Annotated in this window: 17 protein-coding genes; 8 read left to right on the top strand and 9 right to left on the bottom strand. The window is 63.7% G+C overall.

What is annotated here, in order from left to right; genetic code table 11:
• Window positions 1–176: 176 nt before the first annotated feature.
• Together ACH79_RS23320 and mddA are read left to right on the top strand one after the other, a co-directional pair.
• Window positions 177–500 (top strand): hypothetical protein, encoded by a 324-nt coding sequence (locus ACH79_RS23320; protein WP_161853100.1) that lies wholly within the window; start codon window positions 177–179, stop codon window positions 498–500.
• Window positions 501–547: 47 nt separating this feature from the next.
• Window positions 548–1330: a methanethiol S-methyltransferase gene (gene mddA, locus ACH79_RS23315; protein ID WP_246738075.1), complete on the top strand. Its 783-nt coding sequence runs from the start codon at window positions 548–550 to the stop codon at window positions 1328–1330.
• A gap of 318 nt (window positions 1331–1648) precedes the next feature.
• Here mddA and ACH79_RS23310 read toward each other — a convergent pair whose 3' ends face one another.
• On the bottom strand, window positions 1649–2425 hold the full coding sequence (locus ACH79_RS23310; protein ID WP_161853099.1) for a DUF4394 domain-containing protein: 777 nt from the start codon (window positions 2423–2425) through the stop codon (window positions 1649–1651).
• A 153-nt stretch (window positions 2426–2578) separates the two neighbouring features.
• On the opposite strand from ACH79_RS23310, the gene ACH79_RS23305 reads away from it, so the two are divergent.
• The 3 genes from ACH79_RS23305 (at window position 2579) to ACH79_RS23295 (ending at window position 4704) form a co-directional block, all read left to right on the top strand.
• Entirely contained in the window at window positions 2579–3157 is a 579-nt protein-coding gene (locus ACH79_RS23305) for a sigma-70 family RNA polymerase sigma factor (protein WP_161853098.1), read from the top strand.
• The gene (locus ACH79_RS23300) at window positions 3154–3906 is read left to right on the top strand and encodes an anti-sigma factor domain-containing protein (RefSeq protein ID WP_161853097.1); all 753 of its coding nucleotides are present in this window, start codon (window positions 3154–3156) and stop codon (window positions 3904–3906) included. The genes ACH79_RS23305 and ACH79_RS23300 overlap by 4 nt, the downstream gene beginning before the upstream one ends.
• Before the next feature lie 576 nt (window positions 3907–4482).
• Window positions 4483–4704 carry a hypothetical protein gene (locus ACH79_RS23295; RefSeq protein WP_161853096.1) on the top strand — a complete coding sequence of 74 codons (222 nt, stop codon included), beginning with the start codon at window positions 4483–4485 and terminating at the stop codon, window positions 4702–4704.
• A 68-nt stretch (window positions 4705–4772) separates the two neighbouring features.
• Here ACH79_RS23295 and ACH79_RS23290 read toward each other — a convergent pair whose 3' ends face one another.
• From ACH79_RS23290 to ACH79_RS23265, 6 genes are all read right to left on the bottom strand, one after another.
• Window positions 4773–4970, bottom strand: a complete 198-nt coding sequence (locus tag ACH79_RS23290) for a hypothetical protein (protein WP_161853095.1) — start codon at window positions 4968–4970, stop codon at window positions 4773–4775.
• Between the two features lie 65 nt (window positions 4971–5035).
• On the bottom strand, window positions 5036–7972 hold the full coding sequence (locus ACH79_RS23285) for a bifunctional [glutamine synthetase] adenylyltransferase/[glutamine synthetase]-adenylyl-L-tyrosine phosphorylase (RefSeq protein ID WP_161853094.1): 2937 nt from the start codon (window positions 7970–7972) through the stop codon (window positions 5036–5038).
• Window positions 7969–9435 carry a HAMP domain-containing sensor histidine kinase gene (locus ACH79_RS23280; RefSeq protein WP_161853093.1) on the bottom strand — a complete coding sequence of 489 codons (1467 nt, stop codon included), beginning with the start codon at window positions 9433–9435 and terminating at the stop codon, window positions 7969–7971. The genes ACH79_RS23285 and ACH79_RS23280 overlap by 4 nt, the downstream gene beginning before the upstream one ends.
• Window positions 9419–10099, bottom strand: a complete 681-nt coding sequence (locus ACH79_RS23275; RefSeq protein ID WP_161856509.1) for a response regulator transcription factor — start codon at window positions 10097–10099, stop codon at window positions 9419–9421. Before ACH79_RS23275 ends, ACH79_RS23280 begins: the two co-directional genes overlap by 17 nt.
• A 273-nt stretch (window positions 10100–10372) precedes the next feature.
• The gene (locus ACH79_RS23270) at window positions 10373–11971 is read right to left on the bottom strand and encodes a Do family serine endopeptidase (RefSeq protein WP_161853092.1); all 1599 of its coding nucleotides are present in this window, start codon (window positions 11969–11971) and stop codon (window positions 10373–10375) included.
• 163 nt (window positions 11972–12134) lie between these two features.
• On the bottom strand, window positions 12135–13019 hold the full coding sequence (locus ACH79_RS23265; protein ID WP_161853091.1) for a LysR substrate-binding domain-containing protein: 885 nt from the start codon (window positions 13017–13019) through the stop codon (window positions 12135–12137).
• Between the two features lie 110 nt (window positions 13020–13129).
• Between ACH79_RS23265 and ACH79_RS23260 the strand changes: the two genes are divergently transcribed.
• The 3 genes from ACH79_RS23260 to ACH79_RS23250 all read left to right on the top strand — a co-directional run bounded on the left by ACH79_RS23260 (window position 13130) and on the right by ACH79_RS23250 (window position 14933).
• Entirely contained in the window at window positions 13130–13867 is a 738-nt protein-coding gene (locus ACH79_RS23260) for a TSUP family transporter (protein ID WP_161853090.1), read from the top strand.
• A gap of 96 nt (window positions 13868–13963) precedes the next feature.
• On the top strand, window positions 13964–14395 hold the full coding sequence (locus tag ACH79_RS23255; RefSeq protein WP_161853089.1) for a hypothetical protein: 432 nt from the start codon (window positions 13964–13966) through the stop codon (window positions 14393–14395).
• A gap of 22 nt (window positions 14396–14417) precedes the next feature.
• Window positions 14418–14933: an MAPEG family protein gene (locus ACH79_RS23250; protein ID WP_161853088.1), complete on the top strand. Its 516-nt coding sequence runs from the start codon at window positions 14418–14420 to the stop codon at window positions 14931–14933.
• A 41-nt stretch (window positions 14934–14974) separates the two neighbouring features.
• On the opposite strand, the gene ACH79_RS23245 is transcribed toward ACH79_RS23250, so the two are convergent.
• Both ACH79_RS23245 and ACH79_RS23240 read right to left on the bottom strand, forming a co-directional pair.
• A complete protein-coding gene (locus ACH79_RS23245; RefSeq protein ID WP_161853087.1) occupies window positions 14975–15496 on the bottom strand; it encodes a DUF1993 family protein in 522 nt (173 codons plus the stop codon).
• A gap of 81 nt (window positions 15497–15577) precedes the next feature.
• Window positions 15578–16078: a cytochrome c-type biogenesis protein gene (locus ACH79_RS23240; protein ID WP_246738074.1), complete on the bottom strand. Its 501-nt coding sequence runs from the start codon at window positions 16076–16078 to the stop codon at window positions 15578–15580.
• Window position 16079: the final 1 nt, after the last annotated feature.

The following is a 16079-nucleotide window of genomic DNA, read 5'->3' as shown; positions in this document are numbered from 1 at the left end:
CACCTCTGTTATTACGACGCGAGGCAGATCCGCCACTGTCCGGCGGTTCACGATACAAACTAAGTAAAAACAGTCACTTCCGGAGGAAAAACAAAGGTCTTCTCAAGGACTCCGTCAAGCGAGAACAGGAATCCCAATCTACAGACGGGTCAATCCTCGTTCAATCGGAGATGACCATGATTGGCCTGTTGCTCAATCCCACCAAGGGGGATGTTTCGCCAGAAGGCCTGTTGCCGCACGACGGCGCCATACGGACCCACGCACCGATCCAGGCAAGCCCTGTCGCTAGGCCTGTCGTCCTGCCCACGCGGCTGCGGGGCCTTCTCGACGGCTGGATGGCCGCCGCCATCGCCTACCGCGATCGGCAAGCCGCCTGGCTCGCAGCGCACCAGGCTGGAGATCGTGACTTGAAGAACAAGCGCATCTACCGCAGCCCGATCGACCCCGCCCTCGAGAGAGCCGCGCGGCGTCGCAAGCACAGACGCATCGAGCAGTCCTGACCAAAGCCATTGCCCGACGTCACCATTCCAAATCGAGGAGATTTCAAATGTCGATTACGATGCAAAATGGACCGAATGCGGCGTCTCCCGCCGTCGCCTCTCTTGCAACGAGGCTGCTCACCCTTTGCTACGGCGGCATCGTCTACCTGATCTTCTTCGGCACGTTTCTCTACGCGGTCGGCTTCGTCTCGGGGTTTGTCGTACCCAAGACCGTCGATACTGGTTCGACGTCCTCGCTGACGACGGCCCTGCTGGTCAATTTGGTGCTGATGTCGATCTTCGCCGTGCAGCACAGCGGCATGGCGCGGCAGGGCTTCAAGAAGCTGTTCGCGCGCTTCGCGTCGCCTGCGATCGAACGCTCGACCTATGTGCTGCTGGCGAGCCTTTCGCTGATCCTGCTGTTCTGGCAATGGCAGCCGATGCCCGCGGTGGTCTGGAGTATCGAGAATCCAACTCTCGCCGGCGTCGTGACCTCAGGCGGTTTTGTAGGCTGGCTCATCGTGCTCTACAGCACCTTCCTGATCAGCCATTTCGAGCTGTTCGGATTGACGCAAGTGGTCTCGCATTTTGCCGGACGCGTAGTTGAGCCCATGAAGTTCAAGACGCCGGGGCTGTATCGCCTGATCCGGCATCCGATCTATCTCGGCTTCATCATCGCCTTCTGGTGCACGCCGACCATGACGCTGGGCCATCTGCTGTTCGCTGCAGTGACGACGGCCTACATTTTCGTCGGCATCTATCTCGAAGAGCGCGATCTGGTGGCGATGTTTGGCGATCAGTATCGGCGCTATCGCGAAAAGGTGGCGATGCTGGTGCCGGGCGTTTTCTGACCAACGGTTAAGCGTGCAAGACGCGCCCGTCACGGCATGCCTGACGGGCGCGTTCCATTGCGCAAATGTGACGATATCGGGCGTTAACTCCAATTCGCCCGCCATCAGCCCATAGGCATTGCCTATGCCCTTGTCTTGATTGCGTTTTGAAATCGCAACATGAGACAGCTTTCATGAGACAGCTTTATTGATATCCCGCGCGATTCCCCTACTCATCGGAGCGCACAACCTCTGATGAGAACGCGAACTGGCCGCAAGATTCCGCCGGTCGCGCAAGCAACCGGCAGAACCCAGGCGTCCGGAGATCGCAGCGGTCGGCTACATTCCCATGATGGCAATGTCCTTCACCGTGCCGTTGACGCCGGCGATCTTGGCGGCCTCGGTCGCCTTTCCGGTAGCGAGGTCTACGCTGTAGAGCGTGCCGCCCGCCATCAGCCAGGCCTCGTTCTTGCCGGCGCCATCGGACCAGATATCAAACGCGACGGCATCCGCCTTGACCCCGAGCTTGCCGATCGCACCGAGCACGCCGTCATTCGGCGGCGCCTGCTTGATCAAGCCGCCGATGGTGCCGTCGATATCGAACAGCGCGGTCTCCTTTGCGCCCTTCACCGAATTGGTATAGGCGCCGGCGACGATGTTCGGCTTCTCGCCCTTGTGCATGTCGCTGTCGGCAAACTTGTGGTCGCCGTCCTTGGTCACCTTGCCGTCATCGACATTGGCCCGCAGATTCATCCCGTCCGCACCCATCACGCGCAGGCGATCCGCCACCGGATTGAAATCGACCGTCGCGGCCACGCCCTTGGCAAGCATGGTGTCGAGCTTCGATTTCATCGTGGCCTTGCCGTCCATTGCGATGGTCACAATGGTGCCATCGTCGACCAATCCATAGAGCAAGCCGTCGGCCGGACGCACGTCGATGCCGACCAATGCACCGGAAATGCCGGTTACCTTGACGGACCCGGTCGCCTTCTTCTGCGCGGTATCGACCATCGCAATGGTATCGCCGCCGATCAGGGCTGCGACCTGCGCGGCGTTGGCGGCTGCGGATGACAGCAATAATGCGGCCGAGGCGGCGAAAATCGAACGATAGTTCATCGGTGAACTCCCTGTGTTGCTATGATCCTCTCGGGACCAACACAGCGGGTACCGGCGGGCGCGGCGAAACGGATGCAGCACACCGAAAATAATTTTCGGCACATGCATCCAAATGCCGCATCTCAAGGTAGACAGCTATGCAAAGGCATAGACATGACCGGAAATGGCACCATCACCGCAAGCCCGCATGCTCCCGCCGTGCTCGATCGGGAGCGCGAGGCGCAGCTTGCTGCAGCCCTGGCGCGTTGTGCGGCCGGCGACCGCACCGCATTGCGCGTGATCTACGACAGCGAGGCGCCGCGCATGGTCGGCATCGCGCGCCGCATCCTGTTTCGGCAGGACCTTGCGGAAGAGGCCGTACACGACGCCTTTATCCGGATCTGGCGCGGCGCGGCAGGGTTCGATCCACGCCGCGGCAGCGCGCGCGGCTGGCTCTATGCGGTGGTGCGCAACCGGGCGCTGAGCATTCATCGCGACGAGCACCGCTATGAAGCATCGGATGAAAGCGCCGGGGATGTCGACTGCGAGGCCACCCTGTCGCGGCTGCCGGAGACCAGCGCGCTGCGCCGGTGTCTCGAGCAGATCGACCGCCCCCGCCGAGACGTGGTGGTGCTGGCCTATGTCCACGGCATGAGCCACGGCGAATTGGCGGGAAGGCTCAAGGTTCCGCTCGGTACGGTCAAAAGCTGGGTACGGCGCAGCCTCTTTGCGTTGCAGGAGTGCATGGGATGAACCCGCACGACGCCGATAACGCCATGGCGGCCGATTACGTGATGGGCCTGCTGGACGGTGCCGAGCAAGCCGCCGCCGAACAGCGCATCGCAACCGACCAATCGTTTGCTCAGGCCGTCAGCGCGTGGCGGGAACGGCTTGCGGACCTCGATCTCACGGCCGAGGAAACCCCGCCGAGCCCGGCACTTTGGCAGCGCATCGCGGATGCAACCAAAATCGCGCCGATCGACGCCCTGCCCTCCGCACGCGCCGCGCTGCGCGGCGCTACACTGTGGGACAACATCCGGTTCTGGCGCGGCCTCGGTATCGGCAGCGCCTTCGCCGCGCTGTTTTTTGCGACGATCATGATCGGCGCATTGACAACGTCGCGTCACCTTCGCAACGACCTGATTGCGCTGGCGCAGAGTAAACCCGTCTACGTCGCCGTGCTGGTGAACGACGCGACCAAAGAGGCCGGAGCCATCGTCAACGCATTTTCGAATGGCCGCGTCGAGCTGATACCGTTACGGCCGATCGAGGTTCCCGCCGGCCGCACGCTACAGGTTTGGACCTTGTGGGATCGCGCGGTGGGCCCGAAATCGATCGGCCTCACCGGTCAGTCGCGCACGCTGCAGCTGAATTTGGAGTCGTTGCCGGAAACCGTGCAGGATCAACTGTTCGAGATCACGCTGGAGCCTGAAGGCGGCTCACCCATCGGACGGCCGACCGGCCCAATCCTGTTCAAGGGCAACGCGGCACGGGCCTTGTAATCGCCCCAGAGGGAAAGTGCCGGCCGTCCGGTTTCAGCACCAGCCCTTTTTCCAGTGACCGGGCGGGCATCCACGGCCGCGCCAGCCGACTTTACGGCCGCGGCTCCAACCAAACGGACGATACCCGTGCCCGCGACCCCATCCATGACCTCGGCCGCCCTTTACTTCGATCAGATCGCCCTTCACCAGCGAGTCCTGGACCAACGGATAGCCTCCGGGCATTGCTGTCGCCGGGGGCACAAAGGCGATCGGTAGGGTAAGTGCGATTCCAAATAGCAGTTTGCGCATGGGGCCATCCGCTCCAGAGTTGAACGTGCCGGTTTCAAGCGGGAAAAAGCGGCAATAGTTCCACGCGATTGGGGCGGACCGCCGACAAGCGCCATTTGCGCACCGTTCCCATCAATCGCAGTGACGCCATTTCTTCGTGCCGAACAAAAAAAATCGGGAACGACATCCATCGTCCGGCGTTACAGGTGTGAGCAGGTAGATCAGGAAGGAGAAATCCAACCAGAAATATCAGCTCAAAGCCCCGTCAGTTATTTTAGATAGCTGGCGGGGTTTTGTTTGGAGGGGTTCATGCCTTACGCGCTTTTCGATGGCGACAGGCAGATCGGCCCCGGCCTTCCGACCGAGGTGGAGGCCTGGAAGCAAGCGCTTCAGGCTGGCCTGATTTCCGATATTCCCGTTTCCGACGAAGCCGGCGGACAGGTTTTGCCGACGGGCTATCGCGTCAAGGAAACCAGGGAGCAAGGCTGCGCGCCGGATCCCGCCTGGAAGCTTCCGGACGAAATTTCCTGACGCTGTTTTTGCCGGCGCTGCGCCATCGTAGCCCGCATAGGATGGGTGGGAGCGGCCTCGACTGAGGCCTAACGCCCCTGCTTGACGAAGGTCAGGCCGCTCACGGTCAGCCGCTCTTCGCTGGTCTCCCCTTCGGCCACCAGCCCTTCCAGATGGGTTTCAAGTTCCGGCAGCTTGCGGTCGAAATCCGCGCCCAGGCCCATCAATTCGCAGGTCTTCCTGATGCGCTCGATGGGTTTTTCGAAGATATTGATCTCGGTATGCATTCCCAGCCTCCTGATCCGCAACAATTCCGAGCGGCCGTATGAGTTCCTCCGTAAGAAACCGGGCATTACCCTCCGCCCACCAGCGACTGGAACACCCGCCTCACCTCGCCCTGCGTCTCGCGCACCCGCGCCTCCAGCGTCGAGAAGTCGGGCGTGTCGCCCGCCCTTGCCATCACCCGCAACAAATTCTCGCCCGAGGTTTCCGGATTGAACTTGCCGACAACGCAAAGCCGGAGGATCTGCGTCAGGTCGTGATAGAGCCGCGCGGCCGAGCGCAGCGTCTCGGCGTCGGAGTGGGCCAGGACCCCGAGACGCGCGGCATTGTCGAGCACCTGCAGCGCGGAAACGCTGAGGATTTCGGGTTTTCCCGCGGCGTGAACGAGCTGCAGATACTGCGCGATGAAATCGATGTCGACGAGGCCGCCGGCGGCGAGCTTGAGATCCCAGATGTCGCCCTCGCCCTTTTCCGCCGCGATCGCCCGGCGCATGTCGGCCACGTCGCCGGCGGTAGAGGCTGCGTCGCGCGGCCGCGTCAGCACGCTGCGGATGACGCCTTCGATCTTGTCGCGAAACGCCGGCGTAGCCGAAATCACCCGCGCCCGCGTCAGCGCCATGTGCTCCCAGGTCCAGGCCTCGCGTTCCTGGTAGTCGGCGAATGACTCGATCCGCGACGCCACCGGCCCGGCGCGGCCCGACGGGCGCAGCCGCATGTCGACTTCATAGAGCACGCCGTAATTGGTCCGCGTCGTGAACGCCGAGATCAGCCGCTGGGTCAGCCGCGCGAAATATTGCGCGCCGTGCAGCGACCGTTCGCCGTCGGAATCCGGGTTATCAGCGTCGAAATCGTACAGCAGGATCAGGTCGAGATCGGAGGATGCCGTCATCTCGCGGCTGCCGAGTCGACCCATCGCAACAATCGCGGTTTCCTGCCCTTTGATGCGGCCGTACTGGCTGGCGAACTGGTCGGTGACGAGGCCGTGAACCGTATGCACGATGCCCTCGGCGACATCGGCAAAGGCGACGCTGGCCTGTTGCGCCGACACCGTGCCTGAGAGAATGCGCGTGCCGATCAAAAACAGGCTTTCCTGCCCGAACAGCCGCAGACGGTCGAGAAAGTCTTCGTAGGAATCTGCGTCCTTCAGCGTCGTTGCCAGCCGCGCCGACAACTCTTTCTGGTCCGGCATTGCCCCGAAGAAGCGCGGGTCGATCAACCCGTCCATGATCTGCGGCTGGCGCGCCAGCATGTCGCCGAGCCGCGGCGCCGCGCCGAGGATCAGCGCCACCAGCGCGACCAGATCGCGGTTCTGGCTCAGCAAGGAAATCAGTCGACCGCCGCGCTGCAACGCGCCGAGAAAACGGTCGAACGCGGTCACGGCATCGTCGGGATCTTCTGCATGGGCGAGGCCGTCGATCAGGCCGGGCACGAACTCGATGAAGGCGGCCTTGGTCGCCTCATTACGGAGCGCGCGGTAATTGCCTTCCATCCAGAGCTGCAGGGTGCCAGCCACCGCGACCGGCTTCTTGAAGCCGAGCGTCGTCAGATGATCGAGCAGGCGCGCATCCTCTGGCCCGGCGGCGTAATTGAGCTGCGGCAGCTTCACCGTGCCGGTCGGATCGCCCTCGAACAGCTTGCCGTAATGCCCCTGCACGATGTTGAGGTGGCCGAGCAGATCCTTGGCAAAGGCGGCGCGGCTCTGATAGCCGAAGAAGTGCGCGAAACGCTCGATCGCTTCGGCATCTTCGGGCAGCGCATGCGTCTGCTCGTCCGCGATCATCTGCAGCCGGTGCTCAACGCAGCGCAGGAATTCGTAAGCCGCCGTCAATTCGTCGCAGGCCTGAAAGGTGATCCAGTTGCTGGTCGCCAGCACCTGCAGCGCATGCAGCGTGGGACGCACCCGCAATTCCGGATGGCGGCCGCCGGCTATGAGCTGTTGCGTCTGCGCGAAAAACTCGATCTCGCGGATGCCGCCGCGGCCGACCTTGACGTTGTGGCCCTCGACGGAGATCTCGCTCTGGCCGCGATAGGTCTGCATCTGCCGCTTCATGTCGTGGACATCGGCGAGCGCGGCAAAATCCAGATGCTTGCGCCAGACGAACGGCGAGAGCTCCGCGATCAGCGCCTCGCCGGCCCCGGCGTCGCCGGCGCAAACGCGCGCCTTGATCATTGCGGCGCGTTCCCAGGTCCGCCCCTCCCGCTCGTAATAATGCAGCGCCGCCTCGGTCGAAATCGCGACCTGCGTCGATGCGGGATCCGGCCGCAGGCGCAGGTCGACGCGGAACACGTAGCCCTCGCCAGAGCGTTGCTGCAGCAGGCGGGCGAGCGCCTGCGTCACGCGCACGAAGAACGGCGCCGGCTCGATGTCTGCTGCCAGCGAGGTTGCGGCCGGATCGAAGAACACGATCAGGTCGATGTCGCTGGAATAGTTCAACTCGCCCGCGCCCATCTTGCCCATCGCGAGCACGATCAGCCCACTGCCCTCCTCCGGCCTGTCGTGATTGAGGGCGGTCATGCGGCCACGCGCGATCTCCTGACGCAGCAGGAAGCGCAGCGCCGTCTGCACGGAGACGGTTGCGAGCTCGGTCAGCGCCGCCGTTACCCGCATCACCGGCCAGACCCCGCCGATGTCGCACAGCGCGATCATCAGCGCCGCCTCCGACTTCATGCGGCGAAGCAGATGCATGACATCAGCCTCATCAGCGGCGGCGAGCACGTCGCACGAGGTTCCCTCGATCAGCGAGGCGAGGTGCTGTTCCGGATCGCAGGACAGGAGCCGGATCAGCCGCGCGGCATCCGTGCGGACCAGGTCGAACAGATAGGGTGAGAACTCGACAATGCCGAGCAGGATGGCTCTGGCGAATGGGCGATGCAGCCACGCGCCGATCTCGGCCGATTGCTCCGGCTCCAGTTCGGCGAGCCAGTCTCCCAGGCGTTGTTCGGCGTTGCTGGTGGCCGGGATATGCGGCCCGCACACGAACCGCGCGGCCAAGGCGGAAGAATTCATGCCACCTTCTGTGGCACATCCGGCGTTTGGGCTGCAAGCCTGTCACCCGCGGCAGATAGCGCCGGGATCACCAGCGTCGCGGTCAGGCCCGGATGGGAATCCCCTAGCCTGAGTTCGCCACCGTGCAGGGTCGCCACTGCGGACGCCAAACTCAAGCCAAGCCCGGAACCCGGCAGCGTCCGGCTCGCCTCGAGCCGCACGAACCGCTCCACCGCGTGCTTGCGATCGGCTTCGGGAATGCCGGGCCCATGGTCGGTGACGCTGAGCAGCACATGATTGGCCTCGCGCCGCGCCTCGATCAGAATTTCTCGCGTGCGCGCCGCAATGACGGGGTCCATCGGCTGCACCACCGGCGATGGCTTGCCGTATTTGATCGCGTTCTCGACCAGATTGGCGAGTGCCTGCCCGATCAGCTCGCGATTGCCGTGCAGCGGCGCGCTCGCGGTCTTGACGCGCAGGATCATGCCGTCGTCCTCGGCCAGCGGCTCATACAATTCGTGAATGCCCTTGGCGACGTCGGCCGCGTCGAAATCATCCATGTTGCCGCGCGCCTGCCCGGACTCGGCGCGCGCGATCATCAAGAGCGCGTTGAAGGTGCGGATCAACCCGTCGGATTCCTCGATGGTGCGTTCCAGCGCCGCGCGATATTCAGCTTCGCTGCCGGAACTCGCCAGCGCCTCCTCGGCGCGGTTGCGCATGCGCGTCAGCGGTGTCTTCAAGTCATGGGCGATGTTATCGGAGACTTCCTTCAGGCCCATCATCAGTGCTTCGATGCGCTCCAGCATGGCGTTGAGGTTTTCCGCGAGGCGATCGAGCTCGTCGCCGCTGCGTCCGACCGGCAGACGCCCAGAAAGGTCGCCGGCCATGATGCGCCTTGTAGTGCCGGTCATGGCGTCGATCCGCTGCAGCACCCGCCGCGCCACGAAAATGCCGCCGCCGATGCCGAGCACGATGACGACCAGCAGCGACCATTGCGCGGCGTTGGCAACGATGCCGAACAGACGCCGCCGCTCGTCCAGGTCGCGGCCGACCAGGAGACGAAAACCGTTGGTGAGTTCGGTGACGCGCACCAGCGCGCGATGATCCGCGGTGTCCTGCTCGTCGAGCCGGCGATAGGCGGTCTCGGACCAGCCGGTCGAGGCCATCACACCCGGCGACAGCGATCCGACATTGCCGCCGATCGCTTTCCCTTCAGGCGTGGTGACAAGATAGAGATTGGCGCCCGGCCGCAGCGCCCGGTTTTCGAGCGTCCAGACGAGGCCGCGCAGGCCGCGGCGCGTATAGATGTCGGTGATCTCGGCGGTTTCGACGTTCACCGTGGCGGTGATCTGCTCGTTGATCAGCCGCCGCGTGTTCCAGGCGAAATAGCCGAGCAGCGACGCTGCAAACAGCGCAAACAAAAACAGATAGACCAGCGTCAGCCGGAACGCCGTGGTGCGGATCAGCTTACCGAAGGCCGTCACGGATCATGTATCCGGCGCCGCGGATCGTGTGCAGCAAGGGCCGATCGAAACCCTTGTCGATCTTGGAGCGCAGCCTGGAAATATGCACATCGATGACGTTGGTCTGCGGATCGAAATGATAATCCCAGACGTTCTCCAAGAGCATGGTGCGGGTCACTACCTGGCCCGCATGCTTCATCAGATACTCGAGCAGGCGAAACTCGCGCGGCTGCAGCGTCAACTCATCCTTGCCGCGGGCAACGCGATGCGACAGACGGTCAAGCTCAAGATCGCCGACGCGATAAGTTGTTTCTTCCGCCGGGCCGACATTGCGGCGCGACAGCACTTCGACGCGTGCCTGCAATTCGGCGAAGGAATAGGGCTTTGGCAGATAGTCGTCGCCGCCGGCGCGCAGGCCCTTGATGCGGTCGTCGACCTGGCCGAGCGCGGAGAGGATCAGCACCGGCGTGCGGTTGCCCTTCTCGCGCAAGCTCCCGATCACGGAGAGGCCGTCGCGCTTGGGCAGCATGCGGTCGACCACGAGCACGTCGTAATCGCCGCCTTCGGCCATCGACAGGCCTTCCTCGCCATCGCTGGCGAGATCGGCAACGTGGCCGACTTCACGGAACGCCTTGACCAGATAGTCGGCGGACTCGCGGTCGTCTTCGATGATCAACAGGCGCATTTGCGGGGCAGTTGCGGTCACGGGAATGGCTTTCTCTCACCATGGCGCGGCCGCCCTGCACATGCAAGGCGGCCGCGGATGCTCGCGATCAAGTGAAAAAAGCGGGCGATGAGGCTGGGGGACCTCACCGCCCTTAGGCCCTTCCGACGGAGGGGGGCGTATTCCGCTGGAAGGTTGCCAGAGGGAGCGAGTTTTGGACCCGCTCCCCGGAAGGAGACGTCGGCGGGGGCGACGAATGCCGGCGAAACCCTCCATCTGGTATCTAGTCCTCGTTTAGCCCTTCGCCAGCGGCACCGCGACGAAACGCGACGAACCGCCGCTCTTCACGCGCATGAGAACGCTGTTCTTGTTCTCGGTGCGCGCAGCATCCAGCGCCTCGCGGACTTCGCCCGCAGTACCGACGCTCTTGCCGGCGACTTCGAGGATGACGTCGCCTTCCTTGAAGCCGCGCTCGGCCGCGGCGCTCTTCGGATCGACTTCGGTCACGACGACGCCTTCCTTGCCGGCGCCGGCCACGCTGTTGGCGGGGGCAACCGTCAGGCCGAGCCTCGGCACATCGGTTCCCTTGCTCTGGCTGCCCTTGTCTTCCTTGTCGGTCGAACCCTTGGCCTCGATCGTGTTCGGCAACTGGCCGAGCGTCAGGTTGACGACCTTGTCCTGGCCCTTCTGCAGCACGTTGAGCTTGACCGAGGCGCCCGGCGCGAGACCGCCGATGGTGCGGGCGAGTTCCTTGGCATCCTTGACCGGATCACCATTGACAGCGGTGATCACGTCGCCGGACTGGATGCCGGCCTTGGCCGCCGGACCATTCGGCTGCGGTTCCGCCACCAGCGCGCCTTCCGCCTTCTTCATGCCGAGGCTGTCGGCAATGTCAGACGTCACCGGCTGGATCTGGACGCCGATCCAGCCGCGGCTGACCGAGCCCTTGTCCTTGAGCTGGGCGATTACGTTCTTGACCGTCGAAGCGGGGATCGAGAACGCGATGCCGACGCTGCCGCCGGACGGCGAATAGATCGCGGTGTTGACGCCCATCACTTCGCCATTGGTGTCGAACGCCGGACCGCCGGAGTTGCCCTTGTTCACGGGCGCATCGATCTGGATGAAGTCGTCATACGGGCCGTTGCCGATGTCGCGGCCGGAGGCCGAGACGATGCCGGCGGTCACGGTGCCACCGAGGCCGAACGGGTTACCGACCGCCAGCACCCAGTCGCCGATCCGCGGCTTGCTATCGGACAGCTTGGCGAACGGGAAATCCTTGCGGCCCTCGACCTTGATCAGCGCGAGGTCGGTGCGCGGATCGGTGCCGATCACGTTCGCGGTGTAGGTCTTGCCGTCGTCCATCGTGACCTCGACCTTGTCGGCGCCGTCGACCACGTGGTTGTTGGTCACGGCATAGCCGTCAGGCGAGATGAAGAAGCCGGAACCCTGACCCGTCACCGGGCCACGGCCACCGCGCGGGCCGCCGCGCAGGCCAGGGGGCAGACCATCCGGACCGCCGAAGCGACGGAAGAAGCGCTCCATCGGCGAGCCCGGCTGGAACGGCGAGTCCTCGTCCTTGTTGGCGCTGTCGTCACCCTTCGAGGTCTTGGCGGCGATGTTGATCTTGACCGAAATCACCGACGGCTTCACGCGCTCGACAATGTCGGCAAAGCCGATCGGCCGCTCGACCTTGCGGACCTCGGTGTTGACCTGCGCGTGCGCCGCGCTGGCGAAGACATCGAGCGGGCCCTGCTGCGGCGAGAAGCCGTAGACGGCGGCGCCGAGGCCGGCGACGACTGAAGCCATCAGCGCGAACTTGCGCGCGGAGAACAGAGAACGGCGCGGCGCGCCGTTGGTCGGTAGCGAGGAAAGATCGACGGGACGTTCGGTCATGTTTCTAAAATCTCCAGAGCCTGAATTTCGACGGTGCGGGGCTGGGCACCTGACAGGGCCTGAAGATGGTGTTTGCCGCCTTACCGCGTGCTGGCTGGGGGATTAAAATTTTGTAATGCGGCGGCTTATGGATGCGGCAGAATAGCGCGGGCAAATCAGCCGTTTAGCTCTGCGGCTTTTCCGTGAAATTGTGCCTCAGCCAGTCGCGGAAGGCGATCAGGCCGGGATCGGTCTCGCGGAACGGACGGTACACGAGATACCAGGCCCTGCCCTTCGGCACCGACAGCGAAAACGGCGCGACCAGACGTCCCATGGCGATGTCGTCTTCGACATAGGGGCGCAGGCCAATGGCCACGCCAACGCCGTCGAGCGCCGCCTGTAGCGCCATTCCGTAATTGGCAAAGCTCGGCCCCAATGCGCCACGACGCCGTTTCACGCCTGCGGCGGAAAGCCATAACGGCCAATCCTCCGGCGAATGAGTCACCTGCAGCAAGCTCTCCTGCATCAGGTCCGACGGCTTGCCGAGCCGCCGCGCAATCGACGCGGCGCATACCGGAAAAAGGTCGGCCGAAAACAGCGGCTCCGCCGACAGTTCCGGCCAGTCGCCACCGCCAAGAAGGATGCCGCAAGTCCAGTCGTCCTTGAACGGATTGATCGCGCCGCCGGTAGCGAGCCGCGCCTCGATGTCGGGATGTGCGCGATAAAAGCTCGCAAGGCGCGGAATCATCCAGCGCGTCGCAAAGGATGGGCCGACACCGATCGTCAAAACCGGCGTGGTGCGCATCGCCGAAACCTGCGCGACGCTCGATGCAATCGAGTCAAATGCGCTCGTCAGATTTGGCTGCAGCGCCCTCGCCTGCGCAGTGAGCGCAAGGCCGTTGGGGAGCCGCTCGAACAACTGAAATCCGAGACGCGCTTCGAGCAGCCGCACCATGCGGCTGATCGCGGCCTGGGTAACGTTCAGCTCCTGGCCCGCAGCCACGAAGCTGCCATGGCGCGCCGCGGCCTCAAAGGCGCGCAGGCCGTTCAGCGAAGGCAGGCGGCGCATGGACATCCTCCGAGGCTAACTTTTACTTGGCCTATGGCTGAACTAAACGCGTTTGCGAAGCGGCTGTCAAACGCGCATGGAGCGGCATCGGATCTAACCGGACGACGCCGATGCTCAGCCTCCCGATCGCAGCCGGATTCGCCGCCGCCATTGTGTCGACCTCCTTCATCTCGGGTATTTTCGGGATGGCCGGAGGCATGATCCTGATGGGAATTCTGCTGGCTTTCATGCCTCTGGCGCCGGCCATGGTTCTGCACGGCCTCGTGCAGATAGCCTCGAACGGCTGGCGCGCCTGGCAGTGGCGCTCGCATGTCGATTGGCGGATCGTCGCCCATTACGCCGGCGGCGCGGTGGTCGCAGCGGCTGTGGTCGGCGTCATGGCGGTCGTGGCGAGCAAGGCGGTAGCCCTAATTATTGTTGGCGTGAGCCCCCTGTTGGGGCTGCTGCTTCCCGGCCGGCTCACACCCGACATCGGAAAGCCCGGCCACGCGCATGGCTGCGGCGTCTTGTGCACCGTGCTGCAGCTTCTGGCCGGGGTCTCCGGCCCTATCCTGGACGTTTTCTTCGTGCGCTCGCAACTCAACAGCCGGCAACTTGTCGCCACCAAGGCCGCGGTGCAAGTGCTCGGGCACTTTCTGAAGGCCGTCTATTTCGGTCACCTGCTCGCCGGCGGCGAGGCCCTGTCGCTGATCGCGATCGTTGTGGCGATCCCGCTTGCGGTCGCCGGGACGCACCTCTCGCGGTTCGTGCTGGAGATCATCAGCGAAACGCAATTCCGCACCTGGTCGCGGTACGTGATCGGCGCGGTCTCCACCATCTATCTGATTCAAGGCGTGGTGCTGTTGTGACTCGCGCTATGCACATTGACGGAATGGTCGGTGTTCCCGCTGCCGGTTCACCTCAGGTCTTCATCTTCATACGCACCGTCACACTGGAGATCGCCAATGACAATCGCAATCCGACATATCCTCCTGCGCGCCAATGCAGTGTTTCTCCTGGCAGCGTCCGCGGGCGGCTTTGCAAGCGACGTTCGCGGAATCTTCTTCGGCCTTGGGCCGGTCGCACGTGTGGTGGCCGAGGCCCCCTATGCCGGAATTGGGTTCATCGAGGCGCACGGACTGGCGTTCATCCTGGGTATCCTGATGTGGCGCGCACAGCCGGCACGCGGCTGGCACCTCGCGGCGGTCGCCATTCATGTCCTGCTGGGGACCGCCAATCTGGTATTTTGGCAGCTCTTCATTGCGGCCGACATGCTGCTGGTCGGTTACGTCACCACGGCAATGCATGGTCTGTTTGTCGTGCTGCAGATGTCTGCCGCGATCTCGGCCCGGATGCCGGGACAGTCCTGCGGTTCGCGCCGATCCGATTTCGTCTGACTATCGATAGCGGAGACGCGCCATGACTTATGAACAAAAAACCGTTGCGGTCGGCGCCGGCAGCGGCGTCCTGACCATGGTGGCCGCAATCGCCGGCATCTCGATGATCTGGGCGGACACCTCGGCCCTTACCGATGTCGCCGGCCGGCTTGCCTATACCCTGAAGGCAAACGCCCTTGCCGCGATCCCGCTGATGGTCGGCACCATCACCGTCGCCAACAACCGCTTCCTCAGCGAAGCGATCGATCCGACGCTGCGCAAGGAGGATCAGGCAACGCTGATCAACGGACGTGTGCTCGACAACACGCTGCAGCAATATGTGCTGTTCGTGATCGGCACATTGGCCCTGAGCGTCAGTCTGGCGCCGGGCCAGATGAAAGTCATCGCTGCGGCGACCATCGTGTTCATCGTCGCTCGATTTGCATTCTGGATCGGCTACCGGATCCACCCGCTCTATCGGGCGTTCGGCATGGCGGCGACGATGTACCTCAATATCGGCATTCTCGCCTGGGCGGGCTGGAACATTCTGCGGGGATGAATGACGTCAATCTGATCTTCCGCAACCAGCTCGCGCCGAGGTCACTTCTTCATCTTCATCCGGCCCATGAAATCCCGCTTGCCCAGCGGCACGCCGTTGGTGCGCAGGATGTCGTAGGCGGTGGTGGCGTGGAAATAGAAGTTCGGCAGCGAGAACGACATCAGGAAGCCCTCCGCCGTGAAGGGCAGCTTGTGTTCGCCGAGATGAAAGACGACGTCGCGGCCACCGAGCGCGTTGACCGCCTCGGGTGTCCAGCCCTCCAGCGCCTCGCGGGTCTGCGCGACCAACCCCTGCAATCCGGCGTAGTCGTATGGCGTCCTGGACGCTGGCGGACGAAATTCTCCGCTCTGCACGCCCTCGATGGCGCCGCGCGAATGCTGGGCGACGGAAATGATCTGGAAGCGCAGTGGCAGCATGTCGGGCGCGAGCCGCGCCTCGACCATCGTTTCCGGGTCGATGTTGTTGTCACGAAAGTGCTTGAGACCACGCTCGAGGAAGCCGCCGACCGCACCGAGGGTCTGCAGATAATTCGCCACACTGGCGTCGTAGAGTGAAAAGGCCATGTCCGGTTTTCTCCCAAGGCAATATTATTTTTCTAGCCAGGGGATTTCATAGCGGAAACCTGCCCGCCTGCAATGAGGCGGTCAGCTCTTCTTTTCCGATGTGGTCTCCGCCGCGATCAGGCGCTCCAGCCGGGCTTGCTCCTCTTCGCTCAATCTGAGCAAGGATGGATCGTTTGCGCCTGATGATTGCGAACGGCGGCGGCTGTAGAACCAGAGCGCCACTCCGCCTCCGATCAACGCGAGCGGCGGCAACAGCCACAGCAGCAGTGTGTGCGGCGTGAAGCGCGGCTTCAGCAGCACGAACTCGCCGTAGCGCGCCACCAGAAAATCGATCACCTGGCTGTCGCTGTCGCCGGTCGCGATCCGCTCGCGCACCAGGAGCCGCAGGTCGCGCGCCAGCGGCGCGTCGGAATCGTCGATCGACTGGTTCTGGCACACCATGCAGCGCAGCTCGCGCGACAGGTCGCGCGCACGCGCTTCCTTGGCAGGGTCAGCCATGATCTCGTCGGGCTGCACGGCATAAGCCGCCGGCGTGGCTGACACCATTGCGGCGACAAATACGCAGGCGAGGAGGCGCTTCACC

This window comes from Bradyrhizobium sp. CCBAU 051011 (genome assembly GCF_009930815.1).
In the GTDB taxonomy this organism is placed as follows: Bacteria; Pseudomonadota; Alphaproteobacteria; order Rhizobiales; family Xanthobacteraceae; genus Bradyrhizobium.
The sequence above is the reverse complement of the archived record's forward strand: the minus strand, read 5'-3'. Positions and strand labels throughout refer to the sequence as shown.

Coding starts and splice junctions, on each gene's coding strand:
- ACH79_RS23320 (WP_161853100.1), top strand. CDS start 177: ATGATTGGCCTGTTGCTCAATCCCACCAAGGGGGATGTTTCGCCAGAA.
- mddA (WP_246738075.1), top strand. CDS start 548: ATGTCGATTACGATGCAAAATGGACCGAATGCGGCGTCTCCCGCCGTC.
- ACH79_RS23310 (WP_161853099.1), bottom strand. CDS start 2,425: ATGAACTATCGTTCGATTTTCGCCGCCTCGGCCGCATTATTGCTGTCA.
- ACH79_RS23305 (WP_161853098.1), top strand. CDS start 2,579: ATGACCGGAAATGGCACCATCACCGCAAGCCCGCATGCTCCCGCCGTG.
- ACH79_RS23300 (WP_161853097.1), top strand. CDS start 3,154: ATGAACCCGCACGACGCCGATAACGCCATGGCGGCCGATTACGTGATG.
- ACH79_RS23295 (WP_161853096.1), top strand. CDS start 4,483: ATGCCTTACGCGCTTTTCGATGGCGACAGGCAGATCGGCCCCGGCCTT.
- ACH79_RS23290 (WP_161853095.1), bottom strand. CDS start 4,970: ATGCATACCGAGATCAATATCTTCGAAAAACCCATCGAGCGCATCAGG.
- ACH79_RS23285 (WP_161853094.1), bottom strand. CDS start 7,972: ATGAATTCTTCCGCCTTGGCCGCGCGGTTCGTGTGCGGGCCGCATATC.
- ACH79_RS23275 (WP_161856509.1), bottom strand. CDS start 10,099: ATGCGCCTGTTGATCATCGAAGACGACCGCGAGTCCGCCGACTATCTG.
- ACH79_RS23270 (WP_161853092.1), bottom strand. CDS start 11,971: ATGACCGAACGTCCCGTCGATCTTTCCTCGCTACCGACCAACGGCGCG.
- ACH79_RS23265 (WP_161853091.1), bottom strand. CDS start 13,019: ATGCGCCGCCTGCCTTCGCTGAACGGCCTGCGCGCCTTTGAGGCCGCG.
- ACH79_RS23260 (WP_161853090.1), top strand. CDS start 13,130: ATGCTCAGCCTCCCGATCGCAGCCGGATTCGCCGCCGCCATTGTGTCG.
- ACH79_RS23255 (WP_161853089.1), top strand. CDS start 13,964: ATGACAATCGCAATCCGACATATCCTCCTGCGCGCCAATGCAGTGTTT.
- ACH79_RS23250 (WP_161853088.1), top strand. CDS start 14,418: ATGACTTATGAACAAAAAACCGTTGCGGTCGGCGCCGGCAGCGGCGTC.
- ACH79_RS23245 (WP_161853087.1), bottom strand. CDS start 15,496: ATGGCCTTTTCACTCTACGACGCCAGTGTGGCGAATTATCTGCAGACC.